The organism is Micromonospora sp. WMMA1976, from assembly GCF_027497335.1.
GTDB classification, from domain to species: domain Bacteria; phylum Actinomycetota; class Actinomycetes; order Mycobacteriales; family Micromonosporaceae; genus Micromonospora; species Micromonospora aurantiaca.
This window is the reverse complement of sequence record NZ_CP114912.1, coordinates 2329917-2355132: the sequence shown is the minus strand read 5'-3', so window position 1 is coordinate 2355132 and position 25216 is coordinate 2329917. Positions and strand designations below refer to the sequence as shown.

The following is a 25216-nucleotide window of genomic DNA, read 5'->3' as shown; positions in this document are numbered from 1 at the left end:
CCCCGCCCCGGCCGTCACGGCCGGGGCGGGACCGGGCTCTCACCGGGCAGCGCCGTCGCCCGGACCCGTCCGATCAACGCCACCACGGCGATCGCCATCACGGCCACCACCACGAACGCGCTGCGCAGGTTCAGGGCACCGGCGAGCAGGCCGATCACCGGCGCCGCGAGCAACGCACCCGGCCACTGGCCCATCGCCACCACCGAGACGCCCTCACCGGAGGTGAGGCCCGGCTGCTCGCCGGCGAAGCCGAGCACCGTCGGGGTCACGCACGCCAGGCCGAAGCCGAGCAGTCCGAAGCCGGCCATCACCGCGGCCGGATGGGGGTACGCCACCGGCAGCGCCACACCCACTGTGGCGACGAGCGCGGACAGCCGCACGAAGCGGATCCGCCCGAACCGGCCGGCCAGCCGGTCACCGACCAGCCGGGCGACGGTCGCGGCGAGCGACAGGCAGGTGTACGTGGCCGCGGCGAGCACCGCGGCGGCGCCCGCCACCTCGGTCGCGTACAGCGCGCTCCACTGTGCGCCGGCCATCTCGATGAACGAGGCGAGGAACGCGATCACCGCGAGCAGCAGCAGCTGCGGGGTGAACCGGTCGCGCAGCCGGCGCCGGTCCTCGCCGTCCTTCGTCTCCTGCCGGGGCGTATCGGGCAGCCAGCGGTGCGTGCCGACCAGCAGCGCGCCCAGCAGGACGCTGGTGACGGCCATCTGCGCCGACGGGGACATCCCGATCGCCGCGGCGCCGGTGCCGCAGAGACCACCGGCCAGCATGCCGATGCTGAAGCCGGCGTGGAACGTGGACAGGATCGGCCGCCCGTAGCGCTTCTGCACCTCTACCGACTGGGCGTTCATCGGCGTGGCCAGCAGGTTCGCCGCGAAGCCCCAGACCGCCAGACCGCCGACCAGCGCCACCACTGTGGTGGACGCGGCCAGCAGCGGCGCGTTGAGCAGGATCAGCGCGGCCCCGGCCAGCGCCAGCCGGCGGGTGTTGATCCGGCTGATCAGCACCGCCACCACGACCAGGGAGACCAGCTCCCCGGCGTTCGTGGCGATGTTCGCCAGGCCCCAGCCGGTGTTGCCGACGCCTACCGCGTCCCGCACCTCCGGTACGCGGGCCGACCACCCGCCGATGGCCAGGCCCATGATGACGAAGAGCAGCGCCACCGACCAGCGGGCCCGTACGGCCGAGCGTGGCACCGGCGGCGCGGGCTGCTCCGCCGTGTGCTGGTTCGTCGAGGTGTCCGTCATGGTCGTCGTACCTCTCTCCGATCGGTCCGTCGGGACTCCTACCCGATCGCGTGGTCGAGGAAGCACGCACCGTCAGGAAGGCGCACCCGCTCCGGGGTGGTTCCCGGGTCGGTGACGAGCGCCGAGACCACCGCGACGTAGTCGTCGATCAGGCCGCGTACCAGGTCGTCGCCGAAGACGCCCCGGTTGCGGATCACCACGCCGCCGGCCCGGTCGTCGTCCACCACGACGATCGGCGAACCCCGCTTGACCCAGACGGGCAGGCACTCGGGCGGCACGTCGGCGGCGACCACCGGCGGCGGCGTGCCGGGCGCGGGCCGGGCGGTGATGTCGACCGGCTCCACCCGCAGCCCCGGGCAGTGCAGCACCGGCGACGCCGACGCGGCGGACTGGAACCAGGCGTCGAACAGGTGGTTGTCCGGCCAGGGACGGATCGCCGCGAAGTCGGGGCGGACCGCCCGGGCCAGCCGGTGGAACGCGGTGGCGTGCGCGACGGCCTCGGCCAGCGAGGTGTGCGCGGCGCCTACCACCGCGCTCATCGGCGCGTCCGCCGCGACGTCGACCGGCAGGTAGACGTTGTTCGTGAACTGACCGACGAGCTGCCGGGACAGCGGGCTCTCCCGGCCCAGCGTGGTGGTGCCCAGCACCACCCGGGACCGGCCGGCCCGCCGCGACAGCAGCACCAGGTACGCGGCGAGCAGCAGCACGTACGGGCTGGTGCGGGCCCGCCGGGCGGCCGGACGCAGCCGCGCGGTGACCTCCGGCGGGAACGCGAAACGGGTGGCCACCTCGGCGCTGAGCGCGACGTCCGGCGCCGGCGGCGACGCCGGGAAGAGCTGGTACGGCTCCACCGGCCGCAGCCGGTCCCGCCAGTACGCGGCCCGGGCGGCGGCGTCGACGCCGTTGCCGGCCTGCTCCGCCTCCTGGAGCGCGGCGAGCGCGGTGGGATCCACGCCCAGCGGCGGCTGCGGATCGGCCGCGCCGAGCCGGGCCGAGTACGCGTGGCACAGGTCCTCCACCACGACGCGGCACGACCAGCCGTCGGAGACCATGTGGAAGAAGCAGAGCGCGAGCACGTGCTCGGTCTCGGAGAGCCGGACCAGGGCGGCCCGCCACAGCGGCGCCCGGCCGGGGTCGAACGCGTCGTTGCGGTGCGCGTACGCGATCCGCTCGACGCGGGCCTGCTGCTCGGCCGGCGGCAGGCCGGACAGGTCGACGTACTCCAGCGGCGACTCGACGTGCGGCAGGATCCGCACCTCGGGCTGCACGCCGATGCGGTCGAACCGCATCCGCAGCGCGTCGTGCCGGTCCACCACGTCCTGCATCGCCTGCCGCAGCACGTCGACCCGCAGGGTGCCCCGCAGCCGGCGGAACTCCACCACCACGAGCCGTGAGGCGCCGGGGTGGCCCGGGTCGAGCGCGGTCATGAACTCCCACATCATCTGCTGGCCGGGGGCCAGCGGGTACGTCGTCGGCACCACCACTCCCTCCGTCAGGCCGCCACCGGCGGCACGGCCACCGGCGCGACCGGCCGGTGGTCCGCCCCGTACGGCTGGTAGTCGGCCTCGTCCGGCGCGCGGAAGCCGGTGAAGAGCAGGTCGGGGCGGCCGAGCCGGAGCGACGTGACGAACGCGGCCCCGTCGAAGAGCGTCTCGATCGCCGCGCAGGCCATCGACTCGGCCACCGCGCGCGGTCCCCGGTCGCCGCCGAGCCGGCCGGGTGTCTTCGCGGCGATCATTGCGGCCGCGACGGCCGGCACCGCGAGCAGGCTGCGCCCACCGCTGCGCCGGGCGGTCAGCATCCCGGCCAGCGCGGTCACGGCGAGCGTGCTGGCGGTGTTGAGCACGAACCTGCGCCGGTGCGGGTGGGCGAGGCAGAGCCACTGCTCGGAGCGCCCGTACGTGGTGAACCGGTAGGCGACAGCGCGGAACGTGTCGGCGACGCCGGTGTCGTGGGTGATCACCCCGTCCGGGTCGGTGAGCAGCACGTAGCCGGCGTCGGTGAGCAGCAGCCCGAGGTGCAGGTCCTCGCCGCCCAGCGGCATCGGGGAGTCCTCCGGGAATCCGCCGACCGCCTCGAAGACGGAGCGCTTCACCGCCATGTTCGCCCCGGCGCCCCAGGACACGCGCTCGTAGTGCAGCGGCCGGGTCAGGTCGCCGAGCAGCAGGTAGGAGCGGCGCATCACGCGGAAGAACGCGCTGTCGCCGGGCTCGACGATCACCGGGCCGGTGACGCCGGCGACCTCCTCGCCGGAGGCGCGCAGCCGGGCCGCGTACCGGGTGATCAGGTCGGCCGGCACCCGGCAGTCGGAGTCGGTGAACAGCAGCAGGTCGTACCGGGCGTGCCGGACGCCCAGGTTCCGTTTGGCGCCGACGTGCCGGGGGCCGCGCACGTAGCGGGCGCCGTACTCGGCGCAGGCGGCGCGGTGCGCGGCGGCCGCGCCGGGCGCCGAGTCGTCGACGACCACCACCTCCACCGGTTCCGGGCAGTTCGGGGCGGCGTCACGCAGGCTGCGCAGCTGACGGCGCATCTCCGCCACCCGGTCCTTGACCGGGATGACGACGGAGACGCCGCGCGTGACGGCGCGGGGTTCGGTCGGTTCGCTCACGTGCGATGCGGATCGGCTCATGTCCCGAGGTTCGACCACCCGGATACAACGCCGATACACGGCGCCGGCCGGGCCGGCTACCGCGTGTGTACCGCTGATGTATCGATGGGCATCAAGGTCGAGGACATGACGACCTCCATTCCTCTCGACCGGCGGCTCGCCGTGGACGGTGGCCGGCCGGTCCGCCCGCCCGACCGTCCGTGGCCACGCTGGCCGATCCCCGCGCCGGACGCCGCCGGCAACCTCTCCGCGGTGCTGACCGGCGGCCGGTGGGCGATCAGCAGCCCGTCCGTCGGCGGCACCGGCCTGTACGAGCGGCGCTTCGCCGCCGACTTCGCCCGCTACGTCGGCACCCGCCACTGCGTGCCGGTCGACCACGGATCGAGCGCCCTCGTCGTGGCCCTGGAGTCACTCGGCCTCGGCTACGGCGAGACGGTGCTCGTACCGGCGCTGACCTGGACCGCCTCCGCGACCGCCGCGCTGCGCGCCGGCCTGGTCCCGGTGCTCGTCGACGTCGACCGCGACACCGGCTGCGTCGGGCCGGACCACATCGACCTGTCGGTGGACCCGCGCGCCGTGGTCGCGGTGCACTGGGCCTCCAACATGGCCGACGTGCCGGCGCTCGACGCGGTCACCCGGCCGCGCGGCATCTCCGTCGTGGAGGACTGCGCGCAGGCCCACGGCGCCACCTGGCAGGACCGCCAGGCCGGCTCGCTCGGCCGGCTCGGCTGCTTCAGCTTCCAGCACGGCAAGGTGCTCACCTGCGGTGAGGGCGGGGCCGTGGTCACCGACGACGACACGCTCGCGCCGGTGCTCGAGGAGCTGCGGGCCGACTCGCGCCGCTACCGCGGCGACCGGACGCCGGCCGGCGAGCTGGACCTGGAGGAGAGCGCCGGGGTGCAGGGCGCCAACTTCTGCCTGAACGAGTTCTCCGCCGCGGTGGCCTGCGCCCAGCTGACCACCCTGGACGAGCAGCACGACGTGCGCAACCACAACTACCGGCTGCTCGGCGAGCTGCTGGCCGGCGTCGACGGGGTACGGCTGCTGCAACCGGCGCCGGACCAGACGCGCATCTCGATCTACGAGGGCACGATCGTCTTCGACGAGCTGCCGGCCGGCATGGACAACGCCGCCGCGGCCGCCGCGCTCACCGCCGAACTGGGCCGGCGGTTCTACTGCACCGACGAGCCGCTGCACCGCAGCCGGCTGCTCCAGCCGTGGACGAAGCCGCTGCTCGCGCCGCTGGCCGAACGCTTCGCGGCGATCCACCGGGAGCGCACGTACCCCAACACCGAGTGGCTCGCCGCCCACACCGTCCAGACACACCACAGCACCTTCCTCGGCACCGAACAGGACATGGAGGACATCGCCGCCGCCGTCACCAAGGTGCTCACCCGCTGAACCGCGCCGTCCCGGCGCACCCAGAGAAGGAGTCTTCCCGTGACCGTCACCCAACGCGAGACCTCGCACGCCCCGTCCCCCGACACGGACGCACCCGTCGGCGTGTGGCTCAACGGCGCCCGCGGTTCGGTCGCCACCACCGCGATCACCGGTCTGCTGGCGCTGCGCGCCGGCATGGCCGACTCGACCGGCTGCGTCACCGACACCGGCATGCTGCGCGACGCGCCGCTGGCGAGCTGGAACGACATGGTGGTCGGCGGGCACGACATCGTCGACACGCCGCTGGAGAAGAAGGCCGAGTCGCTCGTCGACTCCGGTGTCATCCCGGCGCCGGTGCTGGCCGCCGTGCGCGGCAGCCTGCCCGAGGTCGAGCAGAACCTGCGCACCGGGTACGACGCGCGTACCGAGACCGCGCCGCTGGCCGAGGTGGTCGACCGGCTGGCCGGCGACATCGAGGAGTTCCGCAGCCGCCACGGGCTGTCCCGGGTCGTCGTCATCAACGTCTCCTCGACCGAGCCGCCGGCCGACCACCGGCCCGAGTACGACGACCTGGACGCGCTGACCCGCGCCATGGCCGACCCGGACGACAAGGCGCTGCCGGCCAGCTCGGTGGTCGCGTACGCGGCGTTCCAGGCCGGTTGCGGCTTCGTCGACTTCACCCCGTCCACCGGGGCCCGGCTGCCCGCGCTGGAGATGATGGCGCAGCGGGAGCGCGTGCCGTTCGCCGGCTCCGACGGCAAGACCGGGGAGACGCTGCTGCGTACCGCCCTGGCGCCGATGTTCACCTCCCGCGCCCTGCACGTGCTCTCCTGGGCCGGGGTCAACCTGCTCGGCGGCGGTGACGGCGCGACGCTGGAGGACCCGCGCAACGCCCGCAGCAAGCTCAGCTCGAAGTCGGGCGTGCTGCCCGCGCTGCTCGGTGAGGACGTCACCGCCCCGCTGCACATCGACAACGTGCCGGACCTGGGCGACCACAAGACCGCCTGGGACCACGTCTCGTTCGAGGGCTTCCTCGGCGTCCGGATGTCCATGCAGCTGACCTGGAGCGGAGTGGACTCCACGCTGGCCGCCCCGCTGGTGCTCGACCTGGCCCGGCTGACCGCCGCGGCGCACCGGGCCGGGCACGTCGGCCCGATCGAGGAGCTGGGGTTCTTCTTCAAGGACCCGATCGGCACCGACGAGCACGCGCTCGCCGAGCAGGCGCAGGCGCTCGCCACCTGGGCCAACGGGCTGGACGGCCGCACCGACAGCTGACCTTCGCACCGGCCGCCGGCGCGGCACCCACCGCGCCGGCGGCCCCGCCCACGTATCCGTAACGAGGAGTTCCCATGTCCCACCACGTCCCGAACGCGCCGGACCGGCCGAGCACGGATCCGGTGTGGACACCGATCCTGACCGGTCTGCACGCGACCGCGCTGGACTGTCTCCAGACGAGCTTCGCCCTGCTGGCCGACCACGCGAACGGGTCCGGCAGCCACCTCGCCCTCGGCGCCCGGTTCGGGTTCCACACCCGGGACAAGGACGGCCTGGTCACCGTCGAGGCGACCTCGGACGACCGGGCCGCCGAGGCGGTCGACCTGCTGGGCCTGCGGGTGGAGGGCCGGTGGATGCAGCTCGACGGGCCACAGGTGCGCCGGCTGTCCGCCCCGGGCCAGCCGCTCTACGTCACCGCCGACGCGTACGACCTGCCCTGGTGCCCCTACCACGACCACGAGCACATGCGGCACAGCTTCCTCGTCACGGCCGCCGCGCCGGACGAGGTCACAGTGGTCGACGCGTACCACAACGACACCGCCTGGGGTCCCGCGCGTCCCGGCGTGTGGCGGCTGCCCGACGCCGTGTTCGACACGGCGTTGGCCGGCGGCGCGCACACCCTGGCGGTGACGGCGCACCCGGCCCCGGAGCTCGACGTACCGGCCATGCTCGCCGGCAACGCCGCCCGGGCCGGCCGGGCCCGCCCGGAGATCGACGGCTACCTGACCCGCACCGCCGCCCTGGACACGGTGGCCGGGCTGCACCGCTTCGTCCTCGACGTCTGGCTGCTGGCCCGCGCCCGCGACCTGCACGAACGCTGGCTCGCCGCGGTCGCGCCCGACGCCGCCTCCGCGCTGGCCGGGCAGGCCGCGCGCTGGCAGCAGCTCGCCACGCGCAGCTACGTGGCGCTGCGGCGGGCTCAGGCGGGCCGGCCGGCCGCGCCGGAACTGGCGGACGCGCTCGGCGAGCTGATCGCCGAGCACCTGGCCGCGCTGGAGTCGATCGCCGGACCGGCCGGCGCGACCGGCGACGACGCCGCGCCGCCCGCGCCGGAGAGGGCCGGTGACGACGGGGTACGGGCGGCGGTGCTCGGCGCGCTCGGCGACACCCTGGACCTGGACGGCTCGGCCCTGCGCACCACCGACGTGCTCCGGGAACTGCCCGGCTTCGACTCGTTCCGGCTGGTCGACGTCATCGACCGGGTCGAACGCCGGCTCGGCGTCGAGGTGCCGGCCACCGCGCTGTCCGCGGCCGACCTGCGCGACGTCGGCTCCCTGTGCGCCATGTTCGGCGCCGCCACCGGAGGTGCCCGATGAGTACCGAACTGCTGCACGACCTGCTGGACCGCACCGCCGACACGCGGCCCGACGCGCCCGCCGCCGGGGACGGGACCGTCGAGTTCACGTACCGTCAGGTCCGGGCCGACAGCCTGCGCCTGGCCGGCTGGCTGCGCGGGCAGGGCGTCCGGCGCGGCGACCGGGTGCTGGTGGCGCTGCCCGCCGACGCGACCCTGCCGGCGCTGCTGTACGCGGTCGCCCGGGCCGGCGCGGTCTTCGTCGTCCTCCGGACGCCGGCCCCCGAAGTCGCCCTCGCCCACGTGCTCGACGACGCCGAACCGGGCCTGGTCCTCACCGACGACCCGGTCCTGACCGGCCTGTCCCGCGCCCGCGGCGTCCCGGTCCACAGGGCGGCCGAGGCGCGGCACGCCGCGTCCGCCGCGGCGATCGGCGACGCGCCCACCGGCCCGGCCCCGCTCGCGGTCGACCCGGTCTGCCTGATCTACACCTCCGGCAGCACCGGCATGCCGAAGGCCGTGGTGTCCACGCACGCCCAGGTCACGTTCGCGGTCCGGGCGATCCAGTCGGAGCTGCGCTACCGGCCCGACGACGTGGTGCACGTCCTGCTGCCGCCGTCGTTCGACTACGGCCTCTACCAGATCTTCCTGAGCACCGTGGCCGGCGCCCGGCTGCGCCTCGGTGATCCCGGGGACACCGGAGGCCGCCTGCTGGCGACCCTCGTCGAGTCCGGCGCCACGGTGCTGCCCTGCGTACCGTCGCTCGCGATCAACCTGCTGCGGCTGCTCGGCCGGGCCGGCGCGCCGCGCCCGCCGCTGCGCCTGCTCACCAACACCGGCGCCGCCATGCCGCCGGAGGTGCTGGCCGGCCTGCGCCGGCTGCTGCCCGGCCTGGCCGTCCAGCTGATGTTCGGCCTCACCGAGTGCAAACGCGCGGCGATCATGCCGCCCGACGCCGACCTGCGCCGGCCCGGCGCCTGCGGGCGCGCGCTGCCCGGCACCGAGATCTTCACTGTGGACGCCGAGGGGCGGCGTCAGCCACCGGGCGTCCGCGGCGAGCTTGTGGTACGCGGCCCGCACGTGATGGCCGGCTACTGGCGGCGACCCGAACTGACAGCGCAACGCTTCCGCCGCGCCCACGGGCTGTTCCCGCAGTTGCACACCGGCGACCACGGTCACGTGGACGCCGACGGGTACGTCCACTTCGCCGGCCGCCGCGACGACGTCTACAAGGAGAAGGGCACCCGGGTCAGCGCCACCGAGGTGGAGGCCGCCGCGTACCGGGTCGACGGCGTGGACGCGGCCGGGGTGCTGCCGCCGGCCGACGGCCGCGACGGCGCGACGCTGTTCGTGGTGGCCGCGCTGACCCCCGCCGACGTGCTGCGCCGGCTGCGGGAACAGCTGGAGGAGATGAAGGTGCCGGCGCGCTGCGTCGTGCTGCCCAACCTGCCACTGACCGGCAACGGCAAGGTGGACCGGCGGGCGCTGGCCCGGCTGGCGGGTGAGCACGATGGCTGACCTGCCCTTCGACACCCCGGCGTACCGCTACGACCTGGCCCGGGTACGCGCCAGCCACGCCACCCTGGTCGCCGCGCTGCCCGCGCCCAGCCGGCTGTTCTACTCGCTCAAGGCCAACCCGCACCCGGCGCTGGTCGCGGCGCTGCACACCGCCGGCTGCGACGCGGAGATCTGCTCGCCGGGCGAGCTGGCCGCGGCGCTACGGGCCGGTGTGCCGGGCGAGCGCATGCTCTACACCGGACCCGGCAAGCGCGACGCCGAGGTGGCCGAGGCGGTGCGCGCCGGTGTCCGCTGGTTCTCCGTCGACTCGCCCGAGGGCCTGGACCAGGCCGACCGGATCGCCACCGCGCACGGCGTCGAAGTGCGGTGCCTGCTGCGGGTCAACGACCGGGTGCCCAACCCGGGTCAGGGGCTCACCATGACCGGCGTCGCGTCCCAGTTCGGCGCCGACGCCGACTGGATCGAACAGGAGCCGCAACGGTTCCGCTCCCGCCCGTCGGCCCCGGTACGCGGATTCCACCTCTACACCGGCAGCAACGTCGACTCGGTGGACGCGCTGGTGGCCCAGTTCACCGCGGCGGCGCGTACCGCCCGGCGGCTGCGGGACCTGCTCGGCATCGACCTGACCCTGCTCGACCTCGGCGGCGGCTTCGGCGCGCCGTTCGCCCGGCCCGGCCGCAACGCGGACCTGACCGGCCTCGCCGAACGGGTCGCCGCGGCCCTGGACGAGCTCTTCCCCGGCTGGCGCGACGGGGCGCCGACGGTCGCCTTCGAGTCCGGACGGTTCCTCACCGCGACCGCCGGCACGCTGCTGACGCGCGTGCTGGACGTCAAGCGGTCGCAGGGTACGCCGGTGGTGGTGCTGGAGTCCGGCATCAACCACCTCGGCGGGATGTCCGGCCTGCGCCGGCTGCCGCCGCTCGTACCCGCCCTGCACGCCGCCGACGGCCGCGACGGCGCGCCGCTGGAGGCCGCGATCGTCGCCGGGCCGCTGTGCACGCCGCTGGACACCTGGGCCCGCGCCGCGAACCTGCCCGACGTGCGGCCGGGCGACGTGCTGGCCGTGCCGAACGTCGGGGCGTACGGGCTCTCGGCGAGCCTGCTGGCCTTCCTCGGCCACCCGGCGCCGGTCGAGGTCGTCTGCGACGGCGACCGCGTCGTCGAGACGTCCCGGCTGACCCTGACGCGGCACCCGGTCGACGCGCCGGGCGCCACTGCCGAAACCCGAGAAGAAAGGTGACGTCAATGAACGCCGAATTCACCGAGTTGCTCCGCCCGTTCCTCAAGTTCGCCGGCGCGGACGAGATCACCGAGGAGTCGCGCCTGCGCGACCTCGGCCTGGACTCCATGCGCGAGATCGAGCTGCTGTTCGCCATCGAGGACACGTTCGGAGTCGCCGTGCCCGACGACAAGCTGGTCGACTCGACCTTCGCCACGGCCGGCGGGCTGTGGGGCGTGGTCGAGGAACTGCGCGCCCCGGTCGGCGGTGGTTCCCGATGACCGCGACCGCCGGGTACGCCCCGGCCGCCGAGACCGTCGCCGAGGTCGCTGCGGAGCACGCCCGCCAGTCCGACGAGGACGCCGCCTTCCCGACCGAGGCGCTGACCGCCATGCGCCGTACGGGGCTGCTGGGGCTGCTGGTCCCGGCCGCCGAGGGCGGTGCCGGCGGCACGCTGACGGACCTGGTCGACGTCACGCTGACGCTGGGCCGGGTGGACATGTCGGTGGCGATGGTCTTCGCCATGCACTGCCAGCAGGTCGCCGCGATCACCGCGTACGGCGGCGAGAAGCTGCGCGCCGAGGTGCTGCCGACGGTGGCCCGGGGCGAGCGGTATCTCGGCTCGGTCACCACCGAGGCCGGCAAGGGCGGTCACCTGCTGACCGCCGAGTCGGCGCTGGAGCACGACGGCGAGATGCTGCGGATCGACAGGCAGGCACCGATCGTGACCGGCGGTCCGTACGCGGACGCCTTCCTCATCACGACCCGCGCGCCGGGGGCCGGCTCGGCCGCCCAGGTGGACCTGGTCTACGCCGACCGGGACCAGGTGGAGACCGAGGTGACCGGCGGGTGGCGCCCGCTGGGCATGCGGGCCACGCACAGCGTGCCGATGCGGCTGCGCGGCGCGGTGCCGCAGTGGCAGGTCATCGGCGAGCACGGCGGGTTCCGGGAGATCGCCACCCGGGTCTTCGCGCCGCTGGCCCACGTCGGCTGGTCGGCGGCCTGGATCGGGGCGGCCGCCGGTGCGTACGCCCGGGTGCTGCGGCACGCCCGCAGCGAGGCGGGACGGCGGCAGTTCGCCCCCTCCTCCGAGCTGGTGCTGCTGCGGCTGGCCGGCATCCGCACCCGGCTGGACGCGGCGCACGCGCTGCTGCGGCACACCGTCGCAGTGGTCACCGACGCACCGGACATGTCGGCGGCGCCGGTGCAGCTTCTGCTCAACACGCTGAAGATCCGGGCGGCCGAGGAGTCCTTCGCCGCCGCCGACGAGCTGGTCGAGCTGACCGGCCTGCGCCACGGCTACCTGACCGACTCGCCGCTGACGCTGGAGCGCACCTTCCGGGATCTGCGCTCGGCCTCGCTGAACTACGCCAACGACCGGCTGCGGCTGGCCAACGGGGCGTTGTCGCTGCGCGACCCGGGGGTGCGTCTTGCCTGAGCCGACGCCGGCCGGGGACGACGCCGCCGCGGTGCGGGCCGCCCTGTCCGGCGCGGACCCCACCGACCCCGGCGCGGTGTGGCGCGCGCTGGGCGCCGCCGGGATCATCGAGGCGCTCTACCCGGACGGCGTCCAGCCGGACCCCCGGCGGCTGTCGGCGCTGCTCACCGAACTGGACGCCCGGTGCCCGCTCGGCGTGACGCTGTCGGTCTGCGTCCAGGTCGCCACCGTACTGCCGCTGCTGGCCGGCGTGACCGGCGCGGCGGAGACCGCGCGGCGCGGCATGCTGCGCGGCGAGACGGTGGTGGCGCTCGCCGTCACCGACGCCGCCGGCTCGGGTTCGGATCTGCTCGACGCCACGACCCGGGTGAAGCCCGGGGACGACGGCGCCGTCCTGGACGGCGGCAAGGACTGGATCACCAACGCGACGAGCTGCGACGCGGCACTGGTGCTGGCCCGGCACCGCGAGGCGCGGCACTTCACCAGCTTCTGCTGGGTGCTGGTGCCCGCCGCCGCGCCGGGCGTGACGGTCGGGTCCGCCGGGCGGGCGTTCGCCGGGTCCGGCGTGGGCCACCTGCGCTTCGCCGGCGTGGCGCTGGGCCCGGACGCCGTGCTGGGCCGCCCCGGCCGGGCGCTGGCCGGGTTCGCCCGGCAGGTCGGCGTCGAACGGGTCGCCGGGGCGCTGTGGGCCCGGGCGATGTGCCACCGGATGCTGGCCGGCCTGCACGACTGGCTGCGGCGGCGGCCGGACGGGGCGGGCACGCTGTGGGACCGCCCGGCGGTCCGCGAGCGGTACGCCCGGTGCCTGGTCGCCGCGCACCAGCTCGACGCGCTGTGCGCGCCGCTGCTGGACGCGCCGGCCGCCGTCCCGTCCGCGGTCACCGGGATGCTGCTCAAGGTCAGCGCCGCCGAGACCGTGGACCGGGTCGCCGCCGAGGCGGTGCGCCTGCGCGGCGCGGACGCGTTCCGCGACGGCGGAGAGGCGCAGCTGCGTACCGAGGCGGCCATGTTCGGCATCGCCGGTGGCGCCACCGGCGCGATGCTCGCCGGCATCGCCGACCACGCCGACGAACTGGCGGGCGCGGTGACCTGAGCGCGGCGTCCCGCGCCGGAAGACCGATCGACGACAGCACAGTGAAGGGAGCAACGCCGTGAGTCTCTACTCCTGGTTCGAGCAGACCGTGGCACGCGTGCCCGAAGCGGTCGCGCTGGAGGTCGGCGGGGAGCCGGTGACCTATCGCCGGCTGCGCGACCTCGCCGACGGCCTCGCCGGGCGGATCCACGCCGTGGTGGGCCACCGCCCGCGCGCGGTCGGCCTGCTGGCCGCCCGCAGCCTGCCCGCGTACGCCGGTTATCTGGCCGCGCTGCGTGCCGGAGCGGTGGTGGTGCCGCTCAACCCGGCTTTCCCACCGGCCCGCACCGCCCGGCAGTGCCGGGACGCGGGCGTGGACGCGCTCGTGGTCGACGACGCCGGCGCCGCGACCGCGGCGCAGGTCACGGGCGACGCGGTTACGGTACGCCTCGACGGCGCGCCCGCCGTCGCGCCGCCGGCCGCCCCGGTGGCGCCGGACGACGTGGCGTACCTGCTGTTCACCTCCGGCTCGACCGGGCGGCCCAAGGGCGTGCCGGTCCGGCACCGCAACGTGGACGCGTTCCTCGCGTACTGCCGGGACCGCTACCCGGTCGGCCCCGGTGACCGGCTGTCGCAGACCTTCGACCTGACCTTCGACCCGTCCGTGTTCGACATGTTCGTCGCCTGGGGCGGTGGTGCCACGCTCGTGGTGCCGCAGCCGGACGAGGTGCTGACGCCGGTACGGTTCGTCAACGAACGGCGGATCACGCACTGGTTCTCGGTGCCCTCGGTGGTCTCGCTGGCCCGCCGGATGCGGATGCTCTCCCCCGGCGCCATGCCCGGCCTGCGGCACAGCCTCTTCGCCGGCGAGCCACTGACGCTGGAGCAGGCGCGGGCGTGGGCGGCGGCGGCGCCGGGCAGCGTGGTGGAGAACCTCTACGGTCCCACCGAGCTGACCGTGACCTGCACCGGTCACCGGCTGCCGGCGGATCCGGCGGACTGGCCGGCGACCTCCAACGGCACCGTGCCGATCGGCGACGCGCACCCCGGGCTGGACGCGATCCTGCGCGCCGAGGACGGTGCCGTCGGCGTGGACGACGGTGAGCTGTGCGTGCACGGGCCGCAGCGGTTCGACGGCTACCTCGACCCGGCCGACGACGAGGGCCGGTTCGTCACGTACGCGGGCCGCCGGTACTACCGCACCGGAGACCGGGTCCGCCGCGAGCACGGCACGCTCGTGCACCACGGGCGCCTGGACGACCAGGTGAAGCTGCGCGGCTACCGGATCGAGCTGGGCGAGATCGAGATGATCCTGCGCGGCCACCCGGGGGTGCAGGACGCGGTGGTGCTGGCGTTCGGCGCGGGCGACGACGTCTCCCTGCGGGCGGTCTACACCGGCGCCGACGGGATCACCGGCGAGCTGACCCGCAGGTGCGCGGAGCGCCTGCCCGCCTACATGGTGCCGGCGCGGATCCACCACGTGGCCGCGCTGCCCACGAACGCCAACGGCAAGACCGACCGGCGGCGGGCCGCCGACCTGGTCGGCGGCGCGACGAGAGGAGCACGGTGATGACCGGCACAGGGAACGGACAGGACCAGGAACGGGCGTTCCGCTCGGTGGCCGGGCGCTTCGCCACCGGAGTGGCGGTGGCGACCGCCGTCGGGCCCGACGGACCGGTGGGGATGACAGTCAACTCCTTCACCACCGTGTCGCTGTCGCCCCGGATGCTGCTGGTCTGCCTGCGGCGGGACTGCCGGCTGCTCGGCGCGGTGCGGCGTACCGGCCGGTTCGCGGTGACGGTGCTCGGCGACGACCAGCGCGAGGAGGCGGCCTGGTTCGCCAGCCGGGGCCGGCCGGCGGGCGCCGACGGCTTCGCGGGTGTGGCGTACGACGACGAGCGGGCGACCGGTTGCCCGCGCCTGACCGACGGGGTGGCGTACTTCGGCTGCGAGGCGGTCTCCGCGAATCCGGCCGGTGACCACGCGGTGCTGATGGGCGAGGTCCGCTCCGCGGGCCTGCTCCGGCCGACCCCTCCGCTGCTGTTCGTGGACGGCGACTACGCGCGGGTCGCCGCGCCGCGGGAAGCGCAGGTGGCGCGATGAGCATCGGTGCCGCTCCCGGCGACCTGCGCCACCTGAGCCTGCGCGCGGCGCGGGCCGGGGCGGACGCGATCCGCGAGGCGCGCGGCAAGGGCTTGCAGACCGAACACAAGGGCGGCGCGGCCCAGGATCCGGTGACCAGCGCCGACCACGCCAGCGAACGGGCCATCCTCGGCCTGCTCGCCCGCGACCGGCCGCAGGACGCCGTGCTGGCCGAGGAGTCCGGGGCCAGCGACGGCTGCTCCGGCCTGCGCTGGATCGTCGACCCGCTCGACGGCACGCTGAACTTCAGCCACGGGGCGAGCCGCTACGCGGTCAGCATCGCGGTGGCGACCGGCTGCGACGTGGGCGACGGCCGGGTGGTCGCGGCCACCGTGCTGCAACCGGCCACCGGCGCCTGCCTGGTACTCGACGACGACGGCGTGCTCGACGGCGACGCACCGGTCGCGGTGAACCGCGAGGCCGAGCCGGGGCACGCCCTGGTCGCGTTCGCGGTGCCGAACGCGCCGGGGCCGCGACGGCGGGCGTACCAGGCGCTCGTGGGCGTCGCGCCCCGCGTCGCCGACCTGCGCAACACCGGCTCCACGGTCTGTGACCTGGCGGCGGTGGCCCGCGGCGAGCTGGACGCGTTCGTCAGCTTCGACCCCGCGCCGTGGGACATCGCGGCCGGCGCCGCGCTGGTCGAGGCCGCCGGCGGCGTGAGCCGGCGGTGGGCCCACGACGGGTTCGTGGTCTTCGCCACCGGCGCGCCGGCCGTGGTGGCCGCGCTGGCCGGCTGGCTGGGCGACGACGGCGCGGACGGCTGCGACGGCATCGACAGCGACGACAGCACCGACAGCGACGAGGAGAGGGGCACCGACGATGACCGGCAGCGATGAGTTCCGGCTGGCACTGGTGGGGGCGGGCCGGATGGGCCACCACCACCTGCGGGCCCTGGCCGACCACCCGGCCGTCCGGATCCGGTACGTGGTCGATCCGGTTCCGGCGGCACGGGAGGCGGTCACCGCCGCCGGGCTGCCGGCGTACCCGAGCGTGGAGGACCTGCTCGCGGACGCCGTGCCGGACGGTCTCCTGGTGACCGCGCCCACCGGGCGGCACGGCGCGCTGGTCGCGGCGGCCGCCAAGGCAGGGCTGCCGGTGCTGTGCGAGAAGCCGGCCGGGCTCGGCCCGGCCGAGGCGGCGGAGACGGGCCGGGTGGCCGCCGCGGCCGGGATCCCGTTCCAGGTCGCCTACTGGCGCCGGTTCGTCCCGCAGCTACGACGGCTGCGGGAGCGGATCGCCGGCGGCGAGCTCGGCGAGGTGCTGTTCGTGGCCGCGGCGCAGTGGGACGGCGAACCACCGGCGGCGGCGTTCCGGACCGGCAGCGGCGGGATCTTCGTGGACATGGGCGTGCACGAGTTCGACCAGATCCGGTGGCTGACCGGGCAGGAGATCGACCGGCTCGCGGTGCAGCCGGCCGGGCCGGTCACCGACCCGGCGGTACGCGGCCGGGACGTGGACAGCGCGCAGGCGTTGCTCGGCCTGTCCGGCGGCGGCACCGCGCTGGTGTCGCTCGGCCGGCACCACCGGGGCGGCGACATGGCGACGGTGGAGGTCTTCGGCACCCGCGACCATGAGCGGCTGACCTTCCTCGACCCGGCCGACGGGGACGCCACCATGTACGCGGCCCTGGCCCGTCAGGCGGAGGACTTCGCCGGGCTGGTCCGGGAGGGCCGGTCGGCGGGTGCCGGGGTGGCGGACGCGGTGGCGGTGCTCGACGCGGCGCGGCGGGCGACGGCACAGCTGACACCGGGTCACGAAGTACACACCGAACGGTGATTACTTGCACCATCTGGGAGCGAGGCATTCCCCAGCCGAAGGTGGGAAATCCATCGGTACACCACACTGTGGACGGTACTGCGGAGCGGGGGAATGCATCGATGCGGTTCAGTGTCCTCGGCCCGTTGACAGTTCATGTGGACGACCGGCCGGTCACGCTCACCGGCACCAAACCCCGCCTGCTGCTCGCCGTGCTGCTGCTGAGCCCGGGACGTACTGTCCCCACATCCCGGCTGGTCGACGGCCTCTGGCCGGACGCGCCGCCCGCGTCGGCGGTCCGCAACCTGCGCACGTACGTGCACCGGCTCCGGCAGACGCTGGACCGCGGTGGCGACTCGGCCGACCGGCTGGTCCACGACGGCACCGGCTACCACCTGCGGGTCGACGAGGACGAGCTGGATCTGCTGCGGTTCCGGCGTCTCGCCGACGAGGCCCGCCGGGCCGCGCGGGGGGACCGCCCCGAGGCCGCCGCCGACCTGTTCGACCGGGCGGTCGAGCTGTGGGGCGGGCATCCGCTGGAGGACCTGGCGGATCTCGGCACCGACCTCGGCGCGACCGTCACGGCGCTGCGGGAACAGCACCGGGAGATGACGACCGAGCTGATCGACCTGCGCCTGCGGCTGGGTCAGCCGGCCCGGGTCATCCCGCCGCTGCGCCGGATGGTGGCCGAGGAGCCGCTCGACGAACGCCGGCAGGCGCAACTGGTGACCGCGCTGACCTTGGAGGGGCGCGTGGCCGAGGCGCTGGCCGTGTACCAGCAGGCCCGGCGCGGAATCGTCGACGAACTCGGCGTCGACCCCGGTCCCACCCTCCAGGGCGCCCTCCAGACCGCACTGGACGCGGAGTCCGCCGAGGTCCGTCCACCGGCCGGCTGGCCGGCGGCCCTCGGCGCCGGGCCCGCGTCGCCGCCCGACCCGCCGCCGAGCCCGCAGGCCCTGCCGATGAAACCGCCGTCCCTGGTCGGCCGGGACACCACGGCGGGCCAGTTGCGCGCCATCGCCGAGGGGATCGCCGACCCGGCCGGCGCCGACGAGCACGCCGGGGTCGTGCTCGTCTCCGGCGCGCCGGGCGTCGGCAAGTCGTCGTTCTCGGTGAGCAGCGGGTACGACCTGGCCGACCTCTTCCCCGACGGTCAGCTCTTCGTCAGCTTCGACAGCGGCGACGAGCCGCCGCGCGGCAGCGGGGAGCTGATCCGGGAGCTGCTGGTCGAGCTGGGCGTGCCGCTGACCGACGTGTCCGAGGACATCCGGGAGCGCTCGGCCGTGCTGCGGTGCGCGCTCGCCGGCCGGCGGCTGCTGCTCATCATCGACGACGTCGACTGCGCGCAGCAGGTGCGTCCGCTGCTGCCCGGGGCGGGTCGCAGCCTGGTGCTGATCAACAGCCGGCAGCGCCTGCTGGACCTGGACGTCGGCTGGCGGCTGACGCTCGGCGCGCTCGACCGGGCCGACGCGGTGGAACTACTCGCCACGATCGCGGGCGAGCGCCGGGTACGGGAACAGCCGGAGGTGTTCGGCCGGATCGCGGCGGCCTGCGACCGGCTGCCGCTGGCCCTGCGGATCGTCGGCAGCCGGCTCGTCACCCAGCCCGACGTCGCCCTGCCCGGCTTCGCCGCGCATCTGGAGGACGAGGAGAACCGGCTGTCCGAGCTGTCCGTCGGGGACATCTCGGTACGCGACAGCCTCTCGGTCAGCTACCAGGCGCTGGACGTCGACGCCCGCCGGGCGCTGCACGCGCTGGCCCGCACCGACTCGTTCATCACCCCGGCCAGCGCGGTGGAGATCCTGCGCCTGCCCCGGCAGCAGGCCAACCGGATGGTGGAGCATCTGGTCCAGCACAATCTGCTGGTGCCGGTCGACCCCGGCGCCCCGGACGAGCGTCTCCACCTGCCGGAGCTGCTGCGGCTGTTCGCCCGCGAGCGCGTGGACGCGCACGGCCGGCCGCGTCCGGCCTGAACGCCGGTCGCGGTGTGCGGGTCGGTCCGACCCGCACACCGCGACCGGGTGTCACCTACTTGAGGAAGCGGTCCAGCGCGGCCTCGATGGTGCCGCTGTCCGGCGACGCGTACGACTTCATCGTCACCTTGTTGTAGGAGATGAAGCTCGGGCACCGGGCGGCGGGCGCGGTCACCGTGCCGCCGTCACCGACCTTCTCGCCGGTCTTGGCGGCGTGGAAGGTCAGGGTGTACCGCGAGGAGATGTAGTCGACGGTGACGACCTTGTCCTCGCTGTTCTTGTACTGGCACTTCTTCGGCGTGCCCTCGCTGCCCTCGACCATCTTGAGGCAGCCGATGACCGACACCGTGGCGAAGTCGGCCGACTTCGCGTAGTACGGCTTGGCCGAGCTGATCGTCTTCTGCGACCAGAACGACGGCCGGTCCGGGGAGTTGGAGAAGACGTACGCCTTCGAGCCCGCCGGCGCGGTGTACGGCGCGGCGTTGAGGATCGCTCCCCCGTCGCAGACCGCCGACATCTCGCTGGCGTACCGCGCGGTGATCGAGTCGTTGTTTGTGGGCCCGTCCGGCCCGGTCGACTCCGGCCCGCCCGCACTGGGGGTCGCGGACGGACTGTTGTCCGGCCCGGGGGTGGCGCTGCCCGAGGCAACCGGCTTCGGGTCCTCCTCGTCACCGTTGAAGGCGACGTAGGCGAGGCCGCCACCGCAGCACAGCAGCGTCAGCGTGACCGCGCCGGCCGCGAGGCCGACGATGAGGCCCTTGCTCTTGCCGCCGCTCGGGGGCGGGGTGGGCGCGTACGGCGCCGGCCCGGGGTAGCCCGGCTGACCCGGGTACGGCGCCGCGGGCTGCGCGCCGTACGGAGCGCCCGACCCCGGCTGCGCGCCGTACGGGGCACCCGACCCCGGCTGGGCGCCGTAGGGGGCGCCCGACGCGGGCTGCGCACCGTAGGGCGCACCCGATGCCGGCTGCGAGCCGTAGGGTGCGCCGGAGGCCGGCTGCGCGCCGTACGGGGCGTTCGGGTCGGGCTGGTTGCCCCACGCTCCGGCGTTCGGGTCCGGATAGCCTCCGTAGGGAGGGTGATTGTCACTCATCTGAGGTTCTTCCACCTGTCGTCCGTGGTTCCGGCGATCAACCACCCCGCAGCGTAATGACGCCTGCAAATTCACGATCGCCGACATTCGATACGTTCTTCACCAGCCGTGCCGGGGTCACTCCGGTGCGTGCGCGCCCGGATCCGGCATCCGCCCGCCCATCAGGCGTGACGGGCCGGGGACCGTTGTGACGCAACGGATCGACCGATCGGCGATCGACCTGTACCCGGCATCCACGACGCCGAAAAGTGTGACGTACGCGACACCGGCCGACGCCGGCGGGGCGGCGGCGGACCACATCCTGGACCGCCACTTAGTGAGGATCGTCTATATTGACGCATGTCACAGGCGCGGACAGAATCCCAGCACCACCACCAGGACCCCTCCGGGAGGGCCCCATGATCCGTCCCCGCCTGCCGCTGATGCGGACCGCCACCAGACTCGCCGCGGTCGCCGCGGCCACCGCCGGCGTGCTGCTCACCGTCGCCGCACCCGCCGTCGCCGCCGCACCCGCCGGGCGTTACGTCGCGCTCGGCGACTCCTACACCTCCGCCCCGCTCGTGCCCACCCAGGTCGACCTGAACTGCCTGCGCTCCAACCGCAACTACCCGTCCCTGGTCGCGACGTCCGCCGGTTCGTCGTCGTTCGCCGACGTGAGCTGCTCCGGCGCCACCACCGAGGACATCCTGTACGGCGGGGACGGTGCGCTGGGCATCGCGCTGCCGCCGCAGGTGAACGCCGTCACCTCGGCCACCGCGCTGGTGACCGTCCAGATCGGTGGCAACGACATCGGCTTCTCCGGCATCATCGGCGACTGCGCCGAGGCGAGCGTGAGCAGCCCGCTCGGGTCGCCCTGCAAGGACCGGTTCACCGCGGGCGGCACGGACCAGTTGCGGGCCCGGATCGCCGCCACCGCGCCGAAGGTGACGGCCGTGCTGCGGGCGGTCCGCCAGGCCGCGCCGAACGCGCGCGTGGTGGTGCTCGGCTACCCGGCGATCCTGCCCGACAGCGGGTACGGTTGCTGGCCGGTGGTGCCGATCGCCTACCAGGACGTGCCGTACCTGCGCGGGGTCCAGAAGGCACTGAACACGATGCTCGCCGACACCGCGGCGGCGGGCGGGGCGAGCTACGCCGACGTCTACACGCCGTCGATCGGGCGGGACGCGTGCAAGAGCAGCGGCACCCGCTGGGTGGAGGGACTGGTGCCGCAGAACTCCGCCGCGCCGTTCCACCCGAACGCCCGCGGTGAGCAGGGCATGGCCACCGCCCTGCTGGCGCACCTGAGCTGACAGCACGCCGTGAGCCGGCCCCGCCGAGGCGGAGCCGGCTCACGGTTCGGCGGCCTCACACCCGGGTGATGCGGACCGCGTCGGCGACCACGTAGCCGGCGCCGGCGCTCCAGCGGCTCACCCCGACCTTGTCCCCGGTCCCGGCGGCGAGCGTGAACACGCCGAGCGAGACCCAGCGTCCGCCACCGGTGCGCTGGTCGACCGCCACCGACCGGTTGCCGGTCGTGGTGGCGACCAGGTACGGGGTGCGGTCGTTGTAGCCGGGGTCGGCCGGGTACCACACCGACACCTCGTAGGAGCCGGTCGCGGGCAGGCTCGCCCGGAACCAGGCCACGTCGCTGGACGCCACCGGCGTGGCGAAGCGGTAGTCGGCGCCGTACCGCTGCCCGGAGTACGCCGACGTGCCCCACGCCGCGCCCGCGCTGAACCCGCCCGACGTGGCGTTGTCCACTGTCACGCTCCACGGCGCGGGCGTCGCCGTGCCGGCCCGGAGGTCGAGGTAGTTGCGGTCGATCTTCATGGTCACGCCGCCCCACGTCTCGGTGACGTCCCCGGCGTACTGGTGCAGGCGCTGCTGGTCGGCGTAGCGGTCGTCGGCGCAGTACGTGCCCCCGTCGGTGTCCGCGACGCCGTTCCACCAGGCGATCCAGATCTGGTCCAGGCGCAGGTACCGGGTGTCGTCGTAGGCGGCGCAGACGTCGGTGATGCCGGACGAGCCGCTGGAGTACATGCCGGCGAGGTAGCCGCGCGTGTGCAGCCGCTCGACCCAGCCGGAGAGGAAGGAGAGCACGGCGGCCCGGCAGCTCGCGTTCGACGGGTACTGCTCGACGTCGTTGTAGAGCGTGCTGCCCGCGCCGATGCCGAGCGCCGCGGCGGCGGCGGCCGCGCTGTCCGCCGCGGTCCTCCCCTGCCCGCGGGCGGTGGCCGGGTCGGCGGACATCTTCGGCGTACGGGTGCCGCACGGTGCCTGGTAGCCCAGTTCGATCGGGATGAGCCGCCAGCCCTTGCGGGTCTGGTCGGCGACCCAGGTCGCGGTCAGGTTCGGCTGGGCGCAGGTGCGGCTGGCGCCGCTGATGTAGACGCCGACCGCGCGGTACGGCGACGCGCTCAGCCAGGCGTCCATCGCGGCCTGCGACGGCGCGGTGCACGTGTCGAAGCCCTTGCCGGTGAAGGTGCCGGGCTGCGGGCCGACCGCGGCGACGGCGGCCGGCGTCCCGGCCGCGGCGGCAGGCGCGGCCGGGGCCGTGGCCGCGAGCACGGCGAGAAGTGTCAGGGCCGTGGCGATCGCTCTCATCGGCGCCCCTCCTGTGAAGGATTCCTCGCTCGACGGCGAGACTTGGGCAGGATTTCTACCACGCATCGACGAATGGCGACAGATGGCGGTGGCGAAAGTTTTCACGACGGAAACGATCATTGAAGGGTATCGACAGAACGGCGGGTGCCGGTATAGCGTGCCCGCACTCACATCCGTCGATCGGTGAGCGTCGTCACCCGAGGAGCGCCATGTCCACGTCACGATCCCCCCGTCTGCGACGCCGAGGTCTGCTCGGCGTACCCGCCCTGGTGGCAGCCGCCCTCGCGGTGGCCGTCCGTCCCGGTACGGCGCACGCCGCGCCGAAGGCCGAGTGCCTCGCCGACCTGCTCGGGGAGCAGTGATGGCCACCATTCCCTGGCTCGTGGACGTGCTGCGCGGCGCCGGCGTACAGGTCGTGGTCGAGGGCGACTGGCTCAACCGGATGCGCTCCGGTTCGTTCGACCCGATCGGCGTGCTCTGGCACCACACCGCCGCCACGTCCAGCGCCACCAACCCGCACCCGGCGCTGAACATCTGCATCAACGGCCGGTCCGACCTGCCCGGCCCGCTCTGCCAGGCGCTCGTGGACTACCACGGCGTGTTCCACGTGATCTCCGCCGGCCGGTGCAACCACGCCGGCACCAGCGGCGGCAGCGGCCCGATCCCGGCCGGGGACGGCAACACCCTGATGATCGGGTGGGAGATCGACTACAACGGCGTCGACCAGCGGATGACCACCGCCCAGTACAACGCGAGCATCGCGGCCACCGCCGCCGTGCTCAAGCGGCTCGGCCGGGACTCCAGCTACGCCCGCGGCCACCGGGAGACCAGCACCACCGGCAAGATCGACCCGTCCTTCATCGACCTGAACACGATGCGCGCCGACGTGGCCGCCAAGATGGCCGGCGGTGGCACCGGCTGGACGTCGATCGTGGACAACGCCACCGCCGGCCGGTTCACCGCCAGCGCGAGCTGGGGCACCTCGACGTACTCCGGGCAGCGCTACGGCGCCGACTACCGCTACGCGGACCCGGTCGCCGCGAGCGACGCGGCCTGGTACAAGTTCAACGTCCCGCGTACCGGCAACTACCGGGTCGAGGCGTGGTGGCCGGCGAACGCGGGCTACAACGCGGCCACGCCGTACATCGTCGCCACCACCACCGGCAATCGGACGGTGGTGGTCGACCAGCGGGCCACCGGCGGGCAGTGGCGCTCGCTCGGCACGTTCACGCTGCCGGCCGGGGACGCCAACCGCGTCGCGGTCAGCCGGTGGAGCTCCGCCGCCGGCCTGGTCATCGCCGACGCGGTCCGGCTGACCGAGGTCTGAGTCCGGGCGTACCGACGCGGCCGGGTGGGCGCCCCACCCGGCCGCGTCCGCCGTCGGTCAGCGCAGCGACCGGAAGGCCGCCCGCATCTCCTGGGCGAACAGCTCCGGCTGCTCCCAGGCGGCGAAGTGCCCACCCCGGTCCAGCGTGTTGTAGTGGATCAGGTTCGGGTACGCCCGCTCCGCCCAGCTGCGCGGCGCGAGCAGGATCTCGTCCGGGAACTGGCTCACCGCGGCCGGCACCTGGACGCCCTTGGCAGCGAAGAACGACAGCGCGTTCTGCGCGTAGAGCCGGGCCGACGACACGCCCGTGTTGGTCAGCCAGTAGAGCGTGACATTGTCCAGGATGTCGTCGCGGCTCAGCCCGCCGGGCCGCCCGGCGAAGGCGGCGCAGATCAGGTCCAGGCTGGCCGCGTCGTGGTCGAGCATGAACGTCGCCAGGCCGACCGGCGAGTCGGCGAGCGCCGTGAGCGTCTCCGGACGGGTCGTCATGATCAGCGCGTACGCGGAGTGCTTCCAGAAGAAGTCGATCCGCTCGCAGGCGGCCCGCTCCTCGGTCGAGAGCCCGGCCGGCAGCTCCTCGAGGGGGTTGTTCACGCCGGTGATGCCGCTCTGCAGCAGCGCGTCGATGTCCGGCGGCACCACGCAGGGCATGTTCGTGTGGATGCCGGCGAGTTCCGGCGGCGCCTGCACGCCGAGCATGTCGGTGATCAGCGCGCCCCAGTCGCCGCCCTGGGCCACGAAGCGGGTGTAGCCCAGCCGCCGCATCAGCTCGGTCCAGGCGCGGGCGACGTGCTGCGGGTCCCAGCCGGGCCGGTCCGGCTTGCCGGAGAAGCCGTAGCCGGGCATCGACGGGATCACCAGGTGGAACGCGTCCGAGGCGCTGCCGCCGTGTGCCGTCGGGTCGGTGAGCGGGCCGATGATCTTCAGCTGTTCGATCACCGACCCCGGCCAGCCGTGCGTGACGATCAGCGGCAGCGCGTCGGCGTGCCGGGACCGGACGTGGATGAAGTGGATGTCCAGGCCGTCGATCTCGGTGACGAAGTTCGGCAGGTCGTTCAGCCGCGCCTCGACCTTGCGCCAGTCGTACTCGGTGGCCCAGTAGCGGGCGAGCGCCTGACTCGTCTCCAGCGGCACGCCCTGCGACTGGTCGTCGACTGTCTGCCGCTCCGGCCAGCGGGTGGCCGCGAGCCGGGACCGCAGGTCCGCCAGGTCCTCCTCCGGCACGTCGACACGGAACTCGCGGATGTCGGTGCCGGTACGCGTCATGGTCTTGACGGCCACGGGCTGTCCTC

The 25216-nt window shown here is 74.5% G+C and carries 23 protein-coding genes; 17 read left to right on the top strand and 6 right to left on the bottom strand.

From position 1 onward, the window contains the following. Nucleotides 1-14: 14 nt before the first annotated feature. Genes O7546_RS10945 through O7546_RS10935 form a run of 3 tightly spaced genes read right to left on the bottom strand, consistent with a single transcriptional unit; the run spans nucleotide 15 to nucleotide 3879 of the window. Nucleotides 15-1250 (bottom strand): MFS transporter, encoded by a 1236-nt coding sequence (locus O7546_RS10945; protein ID WP_194799949.1) that lies wholly within the window; start codon nucleotides 1248-1250, stop codon nucleotides 15-17. A 38-nt stretch (nucleotides 1251-1288) separates the two neighbouring features. After that, nucleotides 1289-2728 (bottom strand): condensation domain-containing protein, encoded by a 1440-nt coding sequence (locus O7546_RS10940; RefSeq protein WP_194799948.1) that lies wholly within the window; start codon nucleotides 2726-2728, stop codon nucleotides 1289-1291. Nucleotides 2729-2742: 14 nt separating this feature from the next. Then, nucleotides 2743-3879 carry a glycosyltransferase gene (locus O7546_RS10935; protein WP_281600865.1) on the bottom strand — a complete coding sequence of 379 codons (1137 nt, stop codon included), beginning with the start codon at nucleotides 3877-3879 and terminating at the stop codon, nucleotides 2743-2745. A 105-nt stretch (nucleotides 3880-3984) separates the two neighbouring features. Between O7546_RS10935 and O7546_RS10930 the strand changes: the two genes are divergently transcribed. The 13 genes from O7546_RS10930 (at nucleotide 3985) to O7546_RS10870 (ending at nucleotide 18924) form a co-directional block, all read left to right on the top strand. Further along, the gene (locus tag O7546_RS10930) at nucleotides 3985-5259 is read left to right on the top strand and encodes a DegT/DnrJ/EryC1/StrS family aminotransferase (RefSeq protein WP_281600864.1); all 1275 of its coding nucleotides are present in this window, start codon (nucleotides 3985-3987) and stop codon (nucleotides 5257-5259) included. A gap of 39 nt (nucleotides 5260-5298) precedes the next feature. Beyond that, entirely contained in the window at nucleotides 5299-6513 is a 1215-nt protein-coding gene (locus O7546_RS10925) for an inositol-3-phosphate synthase (protein ID WP_194799946.1), read from the top strand. 74 nt (nucleotides 6514-6587) lie between these two features. Beyond that, entirely contained in the window at nucleotides 6588-7829 is a 1242-nt protein-coding gene (locus O7546_RS10920) for an acyl carrier protein (RefSeq protein WP_281600863.1), read from the top strand. Next, nucleotides 7826-9325: a class I adenylate-forming enzyme family protein gene (locus O7546_RS10915; protein ID WP_194799944.1), complete on the top strand. Its 1500-nt coding sequence runs from the start codon at nucleotides 7826-7828 to the stop codon at nucleotides 9323-9325. Before O7546_RS10920 ends, O7546_RS10915 begins: the two co-directional genes overlap by 4 nt. Next, a complete protein-coding gene (locus tag O7546_RS10910) occupies nucleotides 9318-10565 on the top strand; it encodes an alanine racemase (protein WP_194799943.1) in 1248 nt (415 codons plus the stop codon). The genes O7546_RS10915 and O7546_RS10910 overlap by 8 nt, the downstream gene beginning before the upstream one ends. Nucleotides 10566-10570: 5 nt before the next feature. Beyond that, nucleotides 10571-10825, top strand: a complete 255-nt coding sequence (locus O7546_RS10905; RefSeq protein ID WP_135239575.1) for a phosphopantetheine-binding protein — start codon at nucleotides 10571-10573, stop codon at nucleotides 10823-10825. Then, nucleotides 10822-11982, top strand: a complete 1161-nt coding sequence (locus tag O7546_RS10900) for an acyl-CoA dehydrogenase family protein (protein WP_281600862.1) — start codon at nucleotides 10822-10824, stop codon at nucleotides 11980-11982. Before O7546_RS10905 ends, O7546_RS10900 begins: the two co-directional genes overlap by 4 nt. Further along, entirely contained in the window at nucleotides 11975-13075 is a 1101-nt protein-coding gene (locus O7546_RS10895) for an acyl-CoA dehydrogenase family protein (RefSeq protein WP_281600861.1), read from the top strand. The genes O7546_RS10900 and O7546_RS10895 overlap by 8 nt, the downstream gene beginning before the upstream one ends. Before the next feature lie 58 nt (nucleotides 13076-13133). Then, nucleotides 13134-14624: an amino acid adenylation domain-containing protein gene (locus tag O7546_RS10890; protein ID WP_281600860.1), complete on the top strand. Its 1491-nt coding sequence runs from the start codon at nucleotides 13134-13136 to the stop codon at nucleotides 14622-14624. Then, on the top strand, nucleotides 14624-15157 hold the full coding sequence (locus tag O7546_RS10885) for a flavin reductase family protein (protein WP_194799939.1): 534 nt from the start codon (nucleotides 14624-14626) through the stop codon (nucleotides 15155-15157). Before O7546_RS10890 ends, O7546_RS10885 begins: the two co-directional genes overlap by 1 nt. Beyond that, nucleotides 15154-16032 (top strand): inositol monophosphatase family protein, encoded by an 879-nt coding sequence (locus O7546_RS10880; protein ID WP_281600859.1) that lies wholly within the window; start codon nucleotides 15154-15156, stop codon nucleotides 16030-16032. Before O7546_RS10885 ends, O7546_RS10880 begins: the two co-directional genes overlap by 4 nt. Further along, entirely contained in the window at nucleotides 16016-16972 is a 957-nt protein-coding gene (locus tag O7546_RS10875) for a Gfo/Idh/MocA family oxidoreductase (RefSeq protein ID WP_281600858.1), read from the top strand. Before O7546_RS10880 ends, O7546_RS10875 begins: the two co-directional genes overlap by 17 nt. A gap of 101 nt (nucleotides 16973-17073) precedes the next feature. After that, nucleotides 17074-18924, top strand: coding sequence for an AfsR/SARP family transcriptional regulator (locus O7546_RS10870; protein WP_194799936.1), 1851 nt, complete (start codon nucleotides 17074-17076; stop codon nucleotides 18922-18924). 55 nt (nucleotides 18925-18979) lie between these two features. Here the strand turns inward: O7546_RS10870 and O7546_RS10865 are convergent, their stop codons facing one another. Further along, complete coding sequence (locus O7546_RS10865) at nucleotides 18980-20014, bottom strand: hypothetical protein (RefSeq protein ID WP_269696689.1); 1035 nt, start codon at nucleotides 20012-20014, stop codon at nucleotides 18980-18982. A gap of 398 nt (nucleotides 20015-20412) precedes the next feature. Between O7546_RS10865 and O7546_RS10860 the strand changes: the two genes are divergently transcribed. Continuing rightward, nucleotides 20413-21303, top strand: coding sequence for an SGNH/GDSL hydrolase family protein (locus O7546_RS10860; RefSeq protein ID WP_194799934.1), 891 nt, complete (start codon nucleotides 20413-20415; stop codon nucleotides 21301-21303). Between the two features lie 55 nt (nucleotides 21304-21358). Here O7546_RS10860 and O7546_RS10855 read toward each other — a convergent pair whose 3' ends face one another. Continuing rightward, nucleotides 21359-22597 (bottom strand): glycoside hydrolase domain-containing protein, encoded by a 1239-nt coding sequence (locus O7546_RS10855; RefSeq protein WP_194799933.1) that lies wholly within the window; start codon nucleotides 22595-22597, stop codon nucleotides 21359-21361. Between O7546_RS10855 and O7546_RS10850 the strand changes: the two genes are divergently transcribed. From O7546_RS10850 to O7546_RS10840, 3 genes are read left to right on the top strand one after another with little or no spacing between them, the layout of a single operon-like run. Beyond that, complete coding sequence (locus O7546_RS10850) at nucleotides 22581-22784, top strand: hypothetical protein (protein WP_194799932.1); 204 nt, start codon at nucleotides 22581-22583, stop codon at nucleotides 22782-22784. The two genes, O7546_RS10855 and O7546_RS10850, sit on opposite strands and share 17 nt — an antisense overlap. Before the next feature lie 22 nt (nucleotides 22785-22806). Further along, entirely contained in the window at nucleotides 22807-22959 is a 153-nt protein-coding gene (locus O7546_RS10845) for a hypothetical protein (RefSeq protein ID WP_194799931.1), read from the top strand. Next, nucleotides 22959-23924: an N-acetylmuramoyl-L-alanine amidase gene (locus tag O7546_RS10840; RefSeq protein WP_030268833.1), complete on the top strand. Its 966-nt coding sequence runs from the start codon at nucleotides 22959-22961 to the stop codon at nucleotides 23922-23924. The genes O7546_RS10845 and O7546_RS10840 overlap by 1 nt, the downstream gene beginning before the upstream one ends. Nucleotides 23925-23981: 57 nt before the next feature. On the opposite strand, the gene O7546_RS10835 is transcribed toward O7546_RS10840, so the two are convergent. Continuing rightward, nucleotides 23982-25205 carry an epoxide hydrolase family protein gene (locus O7546_RS10835; RefSeq protein ID WP_281600857.1) on the bottom strand — a complete coding sequence of 408 codons (1224 nt, stop codon included), beginning with the start codon at nucleotides 25203-25205 and terminating at the stop codon, nucleotides 23982-23984. Nucleotides 25206-25216 lie beyond the last annotated feature (11 nt).

Excerpts from the sequence above, each read along its gene's own strand:
- O7546_RS10945 (WP_194799949.1), bottom strand. The coding sequence starts at position 1,250 with ATGACGGACACCTCGACGAACCAGCACACGGCGGAGCAGCCCGCGCCG.
- O7546_RS10935 (WP_281600865.1), bottom strand. The coding sequence starts at position 3,879 with ATGAGCCGATCCGCATCGCACGTGAGCGAACCGACCGAACCCCGCGCC.
- O7546_RS10930 (WP_281600864.1), top strand. The coding sequence starts at position 3,985 with ATGACGACCTCCATTCCTCTCGACCGGCGGCTCGCCGTGGACGGTGGC.
- O7546_RS10920 (WP_281600863.1), top strand. The coding sequence starts at position 6,588 with ATGTCCCACCACGTCCCGAACGCGCCGGACCGGCCGAGCACGGATCCG.
- O7546_RS10915 (WP_194799944.1), top strand. The coding sequence starts at position 7,826 with ATGAGTACCGAACTGCTGCACGACCTGCTGGACCGCACCGCCGACACG.
- O7546_RS10910 (WP_194799943.1), top strand. The coding sequence starts at position 9,318 with ATGGCTGACCTGCCCTTCGACACCCCGGCGTACCGCTACGACCTGGCC.
- O7546_RS10905 (WP_135239575.1), top strand. The coding sequence starts at position 10,571 with ATGAACGCCGAATTCACCGAGTTGCTCCGCCCGTTCCTCAAGTTCGCC.
- O7546_RS10900 (WP_281600862.1), top strand. The coding sequence starts at position 10,822 with ATGACCGCGACCGCCGGGTACGCCCCGGCCGCCGAGACCGTCGCCGAG.
- O7546_RS10885 (WP_194799939.1), top strand. The coding sequence starts at position 14,624 with ATGACCGGCACAGGGAACGGACAGGACCAGGAACGGGCGTTCCGCTCG.
- O7546_RS10880 (WP_281600859.1), top strand. The coding sequence starts at position 15,154 with ATGAGCATCGGTGCCGCTCCCGGCGACCTGCGCCACCTGAGCCTGCGC.
- O7546_RS10875 (WP_281600858.1), top strand. The coding sequence starts at position 16,016 with ATGACCGGCAGCGATGAGTTCCGGCTGGCACTGGTGGGGGCGGGCCGG.
- O7546_RS10870 (WP_194799936.1), top strand. The coding sequence starts at position 17,074 with ATGCGGTTCAGTGTCCTCGGCCCGTTGACAGTTCATGTGGACGACCGG.
- O7546_RS10865 (WP_269696689.1), bottom strand. The coding sequence starts at position 20,014 with ATGAGTGACAATCACCCTCCCTACGGAGGCTATCCGGACCCGAACGCC.
- O7546_RS10860 (WP_194799934.1), top strand. The coding sequence starts at position 20,413 with ATGATCCGTCCCCGCCTGCCGCTGATGCGGACCGCCACCAGACTCGCC.
- O7546_RS10855 (WP_194799933.1), bottom strand. The coding sequence starts at position 22,597 with ATGAGAGCGATCGCCACGGCCCTGACACTTCTCGCCGTGCTCGCGGCC.
- O7546_RS10845 (WP_194799931.1), top strand. The coding sequence starts at position 22,807 with ATGTCCACGTCACGATCCCCCCGTCTGCGACGCCGAGGTCTGCTCGGC.
- O7546_RS10840 (WP_030268833.1), top strand. The coding sequence starts at position 22,959 with ATGGCCACCATTCCCTGGCTCGTGGACGTGCTGCGCGGCGCCGGCGTA.